General features: G+C 67.7%; 12 protein-coding genes. 8 read left to right on the forward strand and 4 right to left on the reverse strand.

Features of this window, described 5'->3' with window-relative positions; genetic code table 11:
* Positions 1–72 precede the first annotated feature (72 nt).
* The 4 genes from IBX18_RS42340 to IBX18_RS28840 all read right to left on the reverse strand — a co-directional run bounded on the left by IBX18_RS42340 (position 73) and on the right by IBX18_RS28840 (position 5,031).
* Positions 73–2,685, reverse strand: a complete 2,613-nt coding sequence (locus tag IBX18_RS42340) for a hypothetical protein (RefSeq protein WP_228541968.1) — start codon at positions 2,683–2,685, stop codon at positions 73–75.
* A gap of 3 nt (positions 2,686–2,688) precedes the next feature.
* Positions 2,689–3,003: a WXG100 family type VII secretion target gene (locus tag IBX18_RS28830; RefSeq protein ID WP_194836648.1), complete on the reverse strand. Its 315-nt coding sequence runs from the start codon at positions 3,001–3,003 to the stop codon at positions 2,689–2,691.
* 221 nt (positions 3,004–3,224) lie between these two features.
* Positions 3,225–4,016: a DUF6585 family protein gene (locus tag IBX18_RS28835; protein WP_194836649.1), complete on the reverse strand. Its 792-nt coding sequence runs from the start codon at positions 4,014–4,016 to the stop codon at positions 3,225–3,227.
* Positions 4,017–4,092: 76 nt separating this feature from the next.
* The gene (locus IBX18_RS28840; protein ID WP_194836650.1) at positions 4,093–5,031 is read right to left on the reverse strand and encodes an RNA polymerase sigma-70 factor; all 939 of its coding nucleotides are present in this window, start codon (positions 5,029–5,031) and stop codon (positions 4,093–4,095) included.
* Positions 5,032–5,199: 168 nt separating this feature from the next.
* Here IBX18_RS28840 and IBX18_RS28845 point away from each other — a divergent pair, with 168 nt between their 5' ends.
* The 8 genes from IBX18_RS28845 (at position 5,200) to IBX18_RS28880 (ending at position 13,728) form a co-directional block, all read left to right on the forward strand.
* The gene (locus IBX18_RS28845) at positions 5,200–5,685 is read left to right on the forward strand and encodes a carboxymuconolactone decarboxylase family protein (RefSeq protein WP_194836651.1); all 486 of its coding nucleotides are present in this window, start codon (positions 5,200–5,202) and stop codon (positions 5,683–5,685) included.
* Positions 5,686–5,865: 180 nt separating this feature from the next.
* Positions 5,866–6,498 (forward strand): tetratricopeptide repeat protein, encoded by a 633-nt coding sequence (locus IBX18_RS28850; RefSeq protein ID WP_194836652.1) that lies wholly within the window; start codon positions 5,866–5,868, stop codon positions 6,496–6,498.
* Between the two features lie 25 nt (positions 6,499–6,523).
* A complete protein-coding gene (locus tag IBX18_RS28855; protein ID WP_194836653.1) occupies positions 6,524–8,050 on the forward strand; it encodes a phospholipid carrier-dependent glycosyltransferase in 1,527 nt (508 codons plus the stop codon).
* Positions 8,051–8,216: 166 nt separating this feature from the next.
* A complete protein-coding gene (locus IBX18_RS28860; RefSeq protein ID WP_228541969.1) occupies positions 8,217–9,233 on the forward strand; it encodes an ABC transporter substrate-binding protein in 1,017 nt (338 codons plus the stop codon).
* Between the two features lie 11 nt (positions 9,234–9,244).
* On the forward strand, positions 9,245–10,057 hold the full coding sequence (locus tag IBX18_RS28865; RefSeq protein WP_194836655.1) for a siderophore-interacting protein: 813 nt from the start codon (positions 9,245–9,247) through the stop codon (positions 10,055–10,057).
* Positions 10,058–10,117: 60 nt separating this feature from the next.
* Entirely contained in the window at positions 10,118–10,480 is a 363-nt protein-coding gene (locus IBX18_RS28870; protein ID WP_194836656.1) for a DUF6221 family protein, read from the forward strand.
* Positions 10,481–10,600: 120 nt separating this feature from the next.
* Positions 10,601–12,943: a bifunctional salicylyl-CoA 5-hydroxylase/oxidoreductase gene (locus IBX18_RS28875; RefSeq protein WP_194836657.1), complete on the forward strand. Its 2,343-nt coding sequence runs from the start codon at positions 10,601–10,603 to the stop codon at positions 12,941–12,943.
* A gap of 5 nt (positions 12,944–12,948) precedes the next feature.
* Entirely contained in the window at positions 12,949–13,728 is a 780-nt protein-coding gene (locus IBX18_RS28880) for an SDR family NAD(P)-dependent oxidoreductase (protein WP_194836658.1), read from the forward strand.
* Position 13,729 lies beyond the last annotated feature (1 nt).

A 13,729-nucleotide genomic window follows, 5' to 3' on the forward strand; every position in this document is an offset into this window, starting at 1 on the left:
GTCGTCAGGTGCTCACGTTGGTCCGAGCGGGATCCTCGGGTCGGAGCTCCTGAACATCGCCGCCGACTGGGCTCATGTTCGGTCCTCGGCCTCGTTTTCTGCCTGGGGTTCCGGGTCCGGCTCAGGTTCAGGCTCCGGCTCCGGCTCCGGCTCCGGCTCCGGCTCGGGTTCGGGTTCCGGCTCGGGCTCCGGCTCCGGCTCCGGCTCCGGCTCGGGCTCCGGCTCGGGCTCCGGCTCGGGCTCCGGCTCGGGCTCCGGCTCGGGCTCCGGCTCGGGCTCCGGCTCGGGCTCCGGCTCGGGCTCCGGCTCCGGCTCGGGTTCAGGTTCGGGCTCGGGCTCGGGTTCGGGTTTCGGCTCCGGCTCCGGCTCGGGTACAGGTTCGGGCTCGGGCTCGGGCTCCGGCTCAGGTTCCGGCCGCCGCTCGGGCTCCGGCTCCGGCTCCGGCTCGGGTTCAGGTTCCGGCTCGGGCTCGGGCTCCGGCACAGGTTCGGGTTCCGGCTCCGACTCGTGTCTCGGCTTCCATACGAAGTCGGGCGGAGGCGCTGGCGCCTCATACAGCGGGATCGGCGGAACTCCGAAATACCTTGGGGTGTAAGGGATCTTGGAGGTCGTGTCCGGAACCTCGTCGGGTGCGCGCTCGCCGACGGGTGTCGGCTGCCGGTTCGGGGAGGATGCCGGTTGGGGTGGTTGTTCGGTCGTGGACAACTGATCGTCCGACGACTGTTCGCGGACAACCGGGCGAGGTGCCGGCGCCGGACGCTGGGCGGCAGAGACATTCGCTTCCGTCTGCGCAGGCTTCGGATGCTGGTCGTAGCTGGCGCGGAATTCGCTGCGCTGCGTGAGGAATTCGTTGATTTGATGTTGCAGCGCCATCCGCTGGGCGAGTAGCTCGTTCGGGCGCAATCCCGCGCCTTCGAGAGCGGCGGTGCGCTCGGCGAATTCGTGTGCTCGGCGGGCGAATGCCTCCTCGCCTGCGCGCCGTGTCTGGTCGTCTCGAGAGGCTGCCGATTCGGGGCGTAGCGGGTCCGGTGCCTTGGTCAGCGGTTTCAGCGGATCACTGTGCGTTCCGGAGGACGGTTTCGCATGGGTGTTGTCGCCACCGGTCGACGGCTGCCCGGATGCTGCCGGGTGCGCTTGCCTGCCCTCGGCTGTTTGATTCGACGAATCCGCGACGTGCGGCTGTTGCTGTGCACCATGCGGCTCTCCAGCGCTCGGCGGCGTGTCAGCGCCGACAATGTTCTCGGCACCTGTGCCCGGTAAACTGCCGAATTCGGTTCTAGGGACCTGCATCTCGCTACGGACAGCAGCAGGCTGTTCCGGCGTAGCCGCTTTCATATCGCCGGTCTGCGACTCCCCGGGCGGCACCGCTGACGGCTGGGCGGTGTGGTGTGCCGGATCCGGCCGCGTGGCGACCTCGTGTGGCGCAGCAGGATTCGTGCCGTCGCCGCCCGATTGCACCGGCTGATGTGCCTCGGCGACCTGCGGTGTGCCGCGCTCTGGCAACGGCCGATCCGATGCGACATCGCGGCTCTGCCCGTCAGCGGGGGTGGCCTGCGTTTCCTTGGGCCCGGCGACGATTTCGGACTCTCCGGCACGCGCTGGCGCCGCCTCGTTCGCAGCCTGATGTGCGGCGCCCTCCGGCAAACCGGCCCGGCTTCCTCTGTCGCGTCCACCGGCCGCCGAGTTGTCGGTCCGGACCGGCGGCGAACTGCCGTCCCCACCAAATCTTCCTGGCTCCGCCGCATGGAAACCCCGTGCCCCGGGCCCACGCCCGAACGAAGAATGGCGAAACCCCTTGCTACCGCCGGTCAACACCCCATAGGACGCGCCACTGGTCAGCAGTCGAGGATCCCAGGTCCAGCCATTGGCGATACCGCCGACTCCCCACGCCCCCACTGCCCCGACCATTCCCGACCCCGCGCCGACGACCGCACCTTTGAACGCACCGCCCCAACGTCCACCGGGCAGTAGAACCTTCGCGGCCGCTTTGCCGAGCAATCCCCCGGCGGGTCCGCCGACCGCACCGGCCGCGGCGGCGGTGTAGGCGGTCGTGCCGACCCGGTTCCAGTCCATCCCGTCGCGATGTCCGGCGCCGACCTGGTACGCCTGGATCGCGATGTCCTGCCCAGCACCGAGCACGGTGCTGAAGACAACATGCTTGGCGGTGAACTTGGCGAGCGCGGCGATCCCGGTCTTCGCGGCGAACCGCGCGATCGCACTGACCGCCCGCCGGCCGAGCAGCCGCACCGCCACGCGGGTCGCCGCGAGGGCCGCCGCTTCGACGAGTGGCGCGGTCGGCGGAAAGAACCATGCGGCAGCGATTTCGACGGCGAGCATGGCGAGCGCACTGATGACGAGGATCTTGGTGTACTCGATCTCGGTGGCCAGTGCGTCCGCCGATTCCGCGACGTAGTCCAGGGTTTCGGCCAGCTGCTCCAGCGATTCCGGACCGCGGTCCAGCTTGTTCAATGCGATGGTCATCGCCTCGATGCCGTCGCCCCAGGGGTACGCCTCGATGGTCGCCTGCTTGGCGGCGGCCAGATCCGGTAGCAGGTCACGGATTTCGGCGGCGGCCTTGCGCCAGTCGTCGGCGATGGCCCACATCTTGTCTTCGTCGCCGTCGGGCCAATCCGAGCCTGCGATCCAGCCGAGCCACGCCAGCTCGCCGGGAATGGTGATGGACACGCGTTACCGGAACGACCCGGCCGACCGCTGCTCGGTCCGAGCCAGCAGCTCCGCGGCCTTGTACTGTCCGGCGGAATACGAGCGGAAGGTCTCGGCGGTATTGCCGATCCCCGCCGTCAGGTTCTTATACGCCGCCACATAGCCTTGCGGCCCGTCGGCGAAGGTGCTGCCATAACCGTCACCACCCCAAGCCGCGCCCTTGGCCGCCAGTGCGGACTCCAAAGTATGGAGAATGCCATCCATCCGATCACCCAGCATGCCCATTTTTCCTGCCGCACCGCGCAATTGCTCCGGGCCGACCCCGACCTTCGACGCCACACCTGATCCCTTCACCGTCGAACCGGATTCAGACGATGTCAGCCATGGACAGCGCTGGAAAAGATCCCCGAGACGGATTTGACGGTTCCCTGACATGCGCTGCGGTGCAACAGATCTCATCCGAGCCTCGAATCCACCGTCGCGCCGCCGGTCGCACCGCCGACGCACCGCCAACTGCCCGGCTACCGATCCCTGCGATTTTGACGCTTCATTGACACGAACTACGACGAGCGCACATGCTCCGCGCGCATCCGCTCTGCCAACGTCCGGAAGACCGTGAAGTTCGGAATCAAGCTCACCGGAAGGGATTCCAGCGGTTTCCCGCCACGCGCTACTTCGACGCTGACCCATCCGTGCCGCACATCGATGCCGGACACCAGCGACCACGGCTCCGACCGCTCCCCCGCACCGATCTCGGCCTCCGTCATCCAGAAGTATTCGAAATCGAGGCACCCACCGGCCGCCAGCACCGCACAGGCCCGCGGCAACTGCGCGGCGGTGATCGCCCGATCGATCTCCGGACCCCACTGCTCCGGCTGAGCGATCCCGTGCCGCAACACGATCGGAGCACCGGTGGTGTCAACCAAGGTATAGGCGTACGAGACCTGCCCCGGGACAGGAGAATCCGCGTGTTCGATGATGGTGCGCCGGAGCGTAGTGGTGTCGTACCGAACACACCGAGCCGCACCACCGACCGTCACGACCAGTCCACGCTCGTACAAATCCAGCCGCACATGGCGATTCCGCCCGTGCACATACGCCAACCACAGCAGGTCCCACAGCAGCCGACCACCGACCATCAGCACACCCGTAACCCCGACGATGACCACGACCGCCACACCGGTCACCCCACCGATCGCCGCCAGTAATCCGGCGCAGAGCGTGCCGGCACCCTCGATGACATATCGCCGCGCAACGGGTTGCGCTGCCGCATAACTGCTTCGGTGCGCACCGAGATCTTCCCGCGCAGCGACGCGATCGATATCAACGCGGAGTTCGGCGGCATCCGTCACGACGGCTGACTATGCCCGAGCGCCGAACCTCGGCCACCGCCGTTGACGAAACCCTTACACCGCACCGACATCCGGCTCAGCGTCGCAACGCCGTCTCCCGCTCCATGTGCGAGAACTTCTCCGGATTACGCACGGAGTAGAGCCCGGTGACGAGCCCGTCGTCGATGCGCACCGCGATGACGCTGTCGACCGCGCCGTCGAGCCGGAGCAGCAGCGCCGGGGACCCGTTGACCTGCACCGGCTCGATCGTCATCATGGCCCGGACCCGCGGCAGGCCGATCGACAGGAAGCGGGCGACCCGGGCGGCCCCGATGACCGGTTGCAGCGCGGCCTGCTTGATCCCGCCACCGTCGCCCAAGAAGACGACATCCGGCGCGAGAATATCGAGCAGACCCTGCATATCGCCGGTTTCGACGGCCCGGTGAAAAGCATCGAGCGCGCCTTTGGTCTCGGCCTGGGAGACCACCCCGCGCGGTCGGCGCGCGCTGACGTGGGCGCGAGCCCGGTGGATGATCTGGCGCACCGCGGCCGGGGTCTTGTCGACGGCCTCGGCGATCTCCTCGTACGGCAGATCGAACACTTCACGCAGCACGAACACCGCCCGCTCGGTCGGGGCGAGCGTCTCCAGCACCAGCATCATCGCCATCGATACGCTCTCGGCCAACTCGATGTCCTCGGCCACGTCGGGCGCGGTCAGCAGCGGTTCGGGCAGCCATTGCCCGACGTAGGACTCCTTGCGACGGCCGAGGGTGCGCAGCCGGACCAGCGCCTGGCGGGTGGCGATCCGGACCAGGTAGGCGCGCTGATCCCGCACCGTGTCGAGATCGACCCCGGCCCACCGCAACCAGGTCTCCTGCAGCACGTCTTCGGCGTCGGCGGCCGAACCGAGCATCTCGTAGGCGACGGTGAACAGCAGATTGCGATGGGCGACGAAGGTGGCGGTGGCGTCCGGGCGATCGCCCTGGGTGCCGGTCTCGCGGCGGTCTACGGGCGGGTGCTGCGACGTGCCTGCCATGGATGACTCCTCTTCGCTCTCAACTGTGTCGCGCATCAGACACCGGTTCCGACGGTTTTGTGACACCTGGAGCTTGTGTCACACGTCACGGCACCGCGCCTGTCACACGAACGGTCCCCCCGGCATCTCATGGTCGTTCAGTTCAACACCACCAGTGAGGACCCCGTTATGGAACCCCGTATCAACCTGTTCAGCACCGAGATCGGCGGCAAGATCGCCAAGCGGTTCGCCAACGTCGGGCTGACGATCCAGCAGTCGACGCTGCCGAAGGCCACCCAGGAACTGGTGTCGCTGCGCGCGAGCCAGCTCAACGGGTGCGGCTGGTGCATCGACGCCCACACCAAGGACGCCGCCGCGGCCGGGGAAACCTCGGTCCGGCTGCATCTGGTGGCCGCCTGGCGCGAGTCCACCGTGTTCACCGAGGCCGAGCAGGCCGCACTCGCCCTGGTCGAGGAGGGCACCCGTCTCGCCGACGCCCACCAGGGTGTATCCGACGAGACCTGGGCCCAGGTGCGCAAGCACTACGACGACGAGCAGACCGTTGCGCTGGTCGCGCTGGTGGCCATGATCAACGCGGCCAACCGGCTCGCGGTGATCGTGCACCAGCAGGGCGGTTCCTACGAGCCGGGCATGTTCGCCACCATGGCCAACTGACCCGGGCGGATTGCGGCCCGGCTCGGGATCATTCGATCCGGGCCGGGCGCGCGCCGTAGGCAGGTGATCGGCGGATGATCGAAAACTTATGGGTGCGGGTGGGGGCTCGCGCGATGCTCTAGCGGAGCTCCGCGATCCGAATGAGCGGTGCGCACCCGTCTTTGATCAGGTAAGGCCGAGATGACAGAGCAACCGACCACCCAATCCGCGTCCGACGACCAGCCGAAGCCGAAGCAGCACAACGCCGTCCGGTCACTACGGCCACGGACGGTCGCCGGGCTCGTGGTGACGGCGCTGGCCGCGGCAGTGGTGGCCGGAGCCGTCGCGACCTTGCCGTCACTGCCCGGCATCGCGACCGCGGAGGCGCCCGGAACCACCTCCGACAGGTTCTACCTACTGCCGGATCTGGCCAAAGACAGTTTCACCGCCGGGGACATCGAGGCGGCCCGCGAATACGCGCAGGAGCTGCTGGCGATAGCGCCCGGGTTCCGCGACAACTGGAATTACGGCAACGCCATCCACGACGCCAACATGGTGCTCGGCCGAATCGCCCTGCGCGAGCGGCGCGTCGACGACGCCAAGGGTCACCTGCTCGCGGCAGGCAACAGTCCCGGTTCGCCGCAGATGGACACCTTCGGTCCGAACATGAGCTTGGCCAAAGACCTGCTGGAGCGCGGTGAGCGCCTGGTTGTCCTGGAGTATTTCGGGTTGTGCCGCAGGTTCTGGGAGATGCACAACGGCCGTTTGGACCGGTGGAGTCAGCTGGTCGTGATCGGGCTCGTCCCTGATTTCGGCGCGAATTTGGTCTACTGAAATCACCCTTGCGTAGGGTCGTGTGGTGGTCGGTTCGGTGCGCGAGCGGTGGTCGGCTCGTCCGATAGTCGGTCCGTCGGCACCGAAGCTGGCCGCCAATTCGGCTGATACCGCACGCGGTTGGTGGGTCACCGCGGTGCTGACGCTGCTCGCGGCGGTGACACGTTTCGCCGGGCTCGGCTCGACGACCGACGCCGGGGTGCCGGTCTTCGACGAGAAGTACTACGCGTTGCAGGCCTGGGAGATGCTGCACAACGGGATGGGCGTCGAAGACAATCCCGGGTACGTGGTCGTGGTCCACCCGCCGGTCGGGAAACTGCTGATCGCCGGCGGCGAGGCGCTGTTCGGTTACACACCGCTGGGGTGGCGGTTCTCGGCGGCGGTGGCCGGAACTGTGCTGGTGCTGTTGGTGATTCGCATCGTCCGGCGGCTGACGCACTCGACCCTGATCGGTGCCATCGCCGGAATCCTGATGATCGCCGACGGCGTCACGTTCGTCTCGTCGCGGATCGGCATGCTCGATATCTTCCTGGCGGTGCTGGTCACCGGAGCGTTCGGCTGCTTGATCGTCGATCGCGACGAGGTCCGAGCACGGCTGGCGCAGGCCGAGGGCCGAATCGCGTTGTCCGCGTTCGGGCCTCACCTCGGCGTGCGTTGGTGGCGGTTCGGCGCGGGCGTGCTGCTCGGGTTGGCCTGTGGCACAAAGTGGTCCGGCGCGTATTTCCTGGCCTTCTTCGTCATCCTGTGTCTGGGTTTCGATGCCGCCGCGCGAAGGCACTACGGGGTGCGGCGCCCGTTCCTCGGCACGATGGTGCGGGACGCGGCACCCGCGGCGTTCGCGCTGGTCGTAGTCGCACTGGGCGTGTATCTCGGGTCCTACGCGGGATGGTTCGGCAGCGAGACCGGGGTGAACCGCCATGCCGTCGCGGGCGGTGGGTTCTTCTCCTTCGTCCCAGAGGCGTTGCGGTCCTTATGGTTCCACCACGCCGCAGTGCTGGACGTGCACACCCACCTCACCAACTCCGCCGGGTACCACCACCCGTGGGAGTCGAAGCCGTGGACGTGGCCGATGGGCTTGCGGCCGATGCTCTACCACTTTCCCGAGCCCGAACTGACCACCGGATGCGGGCAGTCGCAGTGTGTGCGCGCGATCATGCTGATCGGCACGCCCGCGATCTGGTGGCTGGCGGTGCCCGCACTGGGCTGGGCGCTATGGCAGTCCATCACCCGCCGCGACTGGCGCTACCTCTCGGTCCTCACCGGCTACGCGGCGGCCTGGCTGCCCTGGTTCGCCGTGCTCGACCGGCAGATGTACTACTTCTACGCCACCGCCATGGCCCCCTTCCTGATCATGCTGGCGGCCTTGGCGCTCGGGCAGATCCTCGGCCGCGTGACCGATCACCGCGAACGCCGCGACACCGGCCTGCTGCTGGTCTGCCTGTATCTGGGCTTGGTGGTCGCGAACTTCGCCTGGAACTACCCGATCCTCACCGGGCTGCCGATCACCTTGTCGAGTTGGCAGCAGCACCTGTGGCTGCCGAGCTGGCGCTGAGGTCTGCACCACAGCTGTGCCGTCCTCCAGGCCGGGATGGCGCGGTCCGGTCGTCTTCCGCAGCAACAGCATTGGCCCGACATCGGCCCATCACATTACTCCGCCGTGATCAACCTCATTCAGGTAAGGCTTGCCTAACCGTCGTTGGGTCGTTCTAATGGCCGCCATGGACACAATCCATATTTCCCGCCGCCGCCTGCTCACGACCGCCTGCGCAGTAGGGCTCGGCGCCGCTCTCACCGCGTGCACCGGCCGGTCCGCCGACGAGCAGTACACCGGACCGGGCGGCTGGTCGTTCACAGATGATCGGAACAACACCATCCACACCAAGGAGGTCCCGTCCCGCATCGTCGCGTTCGCCGGTTCCGCCGCGCTGCTGGCGGACTACGGCCTACAGGACCGCATCGTCGGAGTCTTCGGTGAAACCCGCACGACAGCAGGCGAACCGGCACCCCTGGCGGGCGATCTCGATCTCGGCAAGCTGACGGTGCTCGGCAACAACTGGGGCGAGTTCAACGTCGAGAAGTACGCGGCGCTCGAACCGGACCTCCTCGTCACCGATATGTATGTGCCCGACCGGCTCTGGTACATCCCGGACGAGAGCAAGGAAAAGATTCTGGCGATCAATCCGAACGTCGCCACGGTACGCATCGCACACCGGACACTGCCGGAGATCATCGCGCGCTACGCCGAGCTCGCGCGCACACTCGGCGCGGACCTGAACGCGCCCAAGGCAACCCAGGCCAAATCCCGATTCGACGCCGCGTCCCGGGCGATCCGCGAGGCCGTCGCGCAGCGACCCGGCCTGCGCGTGATGGCGGCCTCGGCCGCGCAGGGGATCTTCTACGTCTCCGACCCGCGAATGTCCACCGACCTGCGCTATTTCGCGGAGTTGGGCGTCGACATGGTCACCCCGGACAACGTCACCCCGGACGGCTTCTTCGAGGAGCTCAGCTGGGAGCACACCGACAAGTACCGGGCCGACCTGATCCTGCTCGACCGCCGTTCCGGCACGTTGTCGCCGGAAGCTCTTGCCGCCAACCCGGTCTGGCGCGGACTGCCCGCGGTGCGGGCCGATCAGGTCGTCGGCTGGCAACCGATCTTCCGGTTCTCGCACGCCGGTACCGCACCGTTGCTCGAGGATCTGGCCGCCGCCGTCCGCCGCTCCGGCACAGTGACCTGACAAGGATCCCCATGCGCGCCCAGCCTTTTCGCTTCTTCGAGAACGTGCCGGTCCTGCGGACCGAACTGCTCAGCCCGTCCCAGCTCCGCATCGTGTTCGGCGGTGCGCCGTTGGCAGGATTCGCCAGCGGCGGCCGCGATCAGAGCCTGTCGCTGTTCCTGCCGCACCCCGGCCAGCAAAAGCCCTGGGTGCCGGTCGACGCCGGGGAGAACTGGTTCGCCGAATGGCGGGCCGCCGACCCGGCCGTTCGCGCGGTGATGCGTGCCTACACCGCGCGGGAACATCGGCCCGACACTAGCGAATTGGATATCGACTTCGTCCCGCACGCCGACGGTGGACCGGCCGCACGCTGGGCGGCGCGGGCGCAGCCGGGCGATCGGGTCACCATCCTCGGACCGTGCGACAGCGACAACCGCAGCGTCGCCTTCCGCCCGCCCGGCGAGGCCGGCTGGGTCCTGCTCGCCGCGGACGAGACCGCGTTGCCCGCGACGGCGAGCATCCTCGAATCATTGCCCGCCGGCACCGTCGCCAAGGTCTGGATCGAGGTCCCGCACCAGGCCGATCGCCGCGAACTGCCCACCGAGGCAGACGCCGAGATCACCTGGCTGGTGCACGAGGACCGCGACCGTGGCCACATCGTGCACGCGGTCCGCGCGGCCGCACTCCCGGACCGGCGGCCCTACGCGTGGATCGCCGGCGAATCCGGCGTCGTCCGCGCCCTGCGCCGCCACCTCGTCACCGAGCGACGGATCCCCAAGGCGGATGTCACCTTTCGCGGCTACTGGCGCCTCGGCGCCACGGAGGACGACCTGCGCAACGAATGACGCCGCCGGTCCTCCTTTCGACCGACGCCTACCCGGCGCACCCGCATCTACCGTGAATCCATGAAATCCCTGGTGCATTTCGTACGAGCCCGCATTCTGGACGACGAAGCGGAGGCACGCGCCGCTGAGCACCGAGGCGTGCAGGGCCCTTGGTCGAGTCGGCGCATCCTCGCCGAGTGTGCCGCCAAACGCGCGGTATTGGCGGCGCTGGAACGCGACCACAAGAAGAAGGCCGAGGAAGACGACTGGTCCTGGCTGGACGAAGAAGCCGCGTTCTCCTGGTTGTTCGGTGATTCGAAAGCCGACGAGTCCAAGAAGCTGGCCAGGGAAATCCTGCGGGCCTTGGCGCAGCCGTACGCCGATCACCCCGACTACCAGCAGGATTGGTCGGCGAGCCCGCGGCGGATCCGCAGACCCTGGTAAGTGCCGTGACGGGACACCCGCCGCACGCAGCGATCGACAGCTCCCCGATCCGGTGAAAATGCTTTATGCCTAAAGCTTTAGTTGTAAAGTACTGGCTACCGCGACTTCTGAGGAGAGCGCATGAAGGTCGTGTGCATCGGCGGCGGACCCGCCGGCCTGTACTTCGGGTTGCTGATGAAGCAGCTCAACGCCGATCACGAGGTCACCGTGGTCGAACGCAACCGCCCCTACGACACCTTCGGCTGGGGCGTGGTCTTCTCCGACGCCACGATGGAGAACATGCGGGTGTGGGATCGGGCCACCGCGGACCGGATCCAATCGGCGTTCAACCACTGGGACGACATCGAACTACGGTTCAAGGACCGCGTGCTGCGCTCGGGCGGGCACGGCTTCGTCGGCATCGGCCGCAAGAAACTGCTGAACATCCTGCAGGCGCGGTGCGAGGAGGTCGGGGTAAAGCTCGAGTTCGACCGAGAGGTCGACTCCGCCAGCGAGTTCCCCGACGCCGACCTGATCGTCGCCGCCGACGGCATCTCCTCCAAGATCCGCGGCGAGCACCCGGGCGTCTTCGGGCCCGACCTCGTGACGCGCCCGAACCGCTACATCTGGCTCGGCACCGAGAAGCTTTACGACGCTTTCACTTTCGACTTCGTCCAGACCGAACACGGCTGGATACAGGCTCACATCTACAAGTTCGACGAAAACACCAGCACCTTCATCGTCGAGGCACCGGAGCACGTGTGGCGAGCGCACGGGCTGGACCGGGCCCACCCGGACGAGTCGGTGGCATTCTGCGAACGGATGTTCGCCGACAACCTGCAGGGCGAGAAGCTGATGACGAACTCGCGCCACCTGCCGGGCTCGGGGTGGCAGAACTTCCAGCGGGTCAAATGCGAGAAATGGTGGCTGCACAACGGCAACAGCCACGTCGTACTGATGGGCGACGCCGTACACACCGCCCACTTCGCCATCGGCTCCGGCACCAAGCTGGCGCTCGAGGATGCCATCGAACTGGTCCGCCAACTCGGCGAACACGGCGACACCCCGGCGGACCTGCCCGAGGTGCTCGAGCACTACCAGCAGATCCGCTCGATCGACGCGCTACGGCTCCAGAACGCGGCCTGGAACGCCATGGAGTGGTTCGAGGTGTGCGGCGAACGCTATTGCGATCAACTCGAACCCGAGCAATTCATGTACTCGATGCTCACCCGCAGCCAGCGCATCAGTCACGAGAATCTGCGGCTGCGTGACAAGGGCTGGCTGGAGAACTACGAACGCTGGTTCGACGCACGGGCGGGAATCTCGCGCACCGCCGAAGAGCCTTCCGTCCCACCGATGTTCACGCCGTACACGGCCCGGTCGGTGACGCTGAAGAATCGGGTGATCGTCTCGCCGATGGCCCAGTACTCCGCTGTCGACGGCGTCCCCAGCGACTTCCACCTGGTGCACCTCGGTGCCCGCGCGCAAGGCGGTGCCGGGCTGGTCTTCGTCGAGATGACCTGTGTAAGCCCGACCGGCCGGATCACGCCCGGCTGCCCAGGCCTGTACACCGACGAGCAGCAACAAGCATGGCAGCGCATCGTCGACTGGGTACACGACAACTCCGACGCGAAAATCGGCCTGCAGATAGGTCATTCGGGTGCCAAGGGCTCCACCCGCCGCATGTGGGACGGCATCGATCAACCGCTCACCCCCGACGACGACGAGCCGAACTGGCCGTTGATCTCGGCCTCGCCGCAGCAATACCTGCCCGGCATCAGCCAGTGGTCACGGGCGATGACCCGGGCCGACATGAACGAGGTGACAACACAATTCATCGACGCCACCCGCCGCGGCGCCGCGGCGGGCTTCGACTGGCTCGAGTTGCATTGCGCGCACGGCTATCTGCTGTCGAGTTTCATCTCACCGCTCACCAACCAGCGCACCGATTCCTACGGCGGGTCGGTGGCGAACCGGCTGCGCTATCCGCTGGAAGTATTCCAGGCAGTGCGGGAAGCCTGGCCGACCGAACTGCCTATGTCGGTGCGTATTTCGGCCCACGACTGGGCCGAGGGCGGCATCACCCCGGCCGACGCCGTCGAGATCGCACGGTGCTTCAAGCAGGCGGGTGCCGACCTGATCGACTGTTCCTCCGGCCAGGTGACCAAGCAGGAGCAGCCGACCTTCGGGCGGATGTGGCAGACACCGTTCGCCGACCGGGTGCGCCAGGAGGCGGGCATCCCCACCATTGCCGTCGGCGCGATCTCCGAGGCCGACCACGTGAACAGCATCGTGGCCGCCGGCCGCGCCGACCTGTGCGCCATCGCCCGCCCGCACCTGGCCAACCCGGCCTGGACCCTCACCGAGGCGGCCAGGATCGGTTTCACCGAGCTCGCCTGGCCCAAGCAGTACGGCGCCGCCAAGCGGCAATTCGAGGCGAACATCCAGCGCCAGCAGGCCGCCGCGGCGGCCGGGAAAGGATGACCGGCATGGCCGAGCCCGGTCTCGCCGATCGGCACGCGTTCGTCACCGGGGGCTCCCGCGGCATCGGCGCCGCCATCGCGCGCAGGCTCGCGCACGACGGCGCCCGCCTCACCCTGGTGGCGCGGGATCTGGCGCGAGCCACCGAAACCGTTGCCGGACTGCCGAAGTCGGCACAAGCGCTCGCCATCGCGTGCGACGTCACCGATCCGGCCGCCGTCACCGCCGCCTTCGACCAAGCCCGCGAACTACACGGCGCGGTCGACATCCTGATCAACAACGCCGGACAGGCGGCAAGCGCACCGTTGGCGCGCACCAGCGACGAACTGTGGCAGCGCATGCTCGCCGTCAACCTCACCGGCACCTTCCTCTGCACCAGGAACGCGGTGGCCGACATGCGCGCGACCGGGCGGGGCCGGGTGGTCAACATCGCCAGCACCGCGGGCCTGCGCGGCTACCCGTACGTGACCGCGTACGCGGCGGCCAAGCACGGCGTGATCGGGCTGACCCGCGCACTGGCACTGGAACTCGCGGGCACGCCGATCACGGTGAACGCGGTCTGCCCCGGCTTCACCGACACCGACCTGTTGCAGGAGAGCGTGACCCACGTGATCGAAACCACCGGCCGCAGTGCCGAAGCGGCGCGCGCCGCCTTCACCCGGCACAACCCGCAGGGCAGGCTGATCGAGCCGGACGAGGTCGCCGACACCGTCGCGTGGCTGTGCTCGGACGGTGCGGCTTCGCTGACCGGACAGTCGATTTCGGTCAGCGGCGGGGAGGTGATGTGAG

Origin of the sequence: Nocardia sp. XZ_19_369, assembly GCF_015355715.1 — a bacterium.
Lineage (GTDB): Bacteria > Actinomycetota > Actinomycetes > Mycobacteriales > Mycobacteriaceae > Nocardia.

Excerpts from the sequence above, each read along its gene's own strand:
- IBX18_RS28845 (WP_194836651.1), top strand. The coding sequence starts at position 5,200 with ATGGAACCCCGTATCAACCTGTTCAGCACCGAGATCGGCGGCAAGATC.
- IBX18_RS28840 (WP_194836650.1), bottom strand. The coding sequence starts at position 5,031 with ATGGCAGGCACGTCGCAGCACCCGCCCGTAGACCGCCGCGAGACCGGC.
- IBX18_RS28880 (WP_194836658.1), top strand. The coding sequence starts at position 12,949 with ATGGCCGAGCCCGGTCTCGCCGATCGGCACGCGTTCGTCACCGGGGGC.
- IBX18_RS28850 (WP_194836652.1), top strand. The coding sequence starts at position 5,866 with ATGACAGAGCAACCGACCACCCAATCCGCGTCCGACGACCAGCCGAAG.
- IBX18_RS28865 (WP_194836655.1), top strand. The coding sequence starts at position 9,245 with ATGCGCGCCCAGCCTTTTCGCTTCTTCGAGAACGTGCCGGTCCTGCGG.
- IBX18_RS28870 (WP_194836656.1), top strand. The coding sequence starts at position 10,118 with ATGAAATCCCTGGTGCATTTCGTACGAGCCCGCATTCTGGACGACGAA.
- IBX18_RS28875 (WP_194836657.1), top strand. The coding sequence starts at position 10,601 with ATGAAGGTCGTGTGCATCGGCGGCGGACCCGCCGGCCTGTACTTCGGG.
- IBX18_RS28860 (WP_228541969.1), top strand. The coding sequence starts at position 8,217 with ATGGACACAATCCATATTTCCCGCCGCCGCCTGCTCACGACCGCCTGC.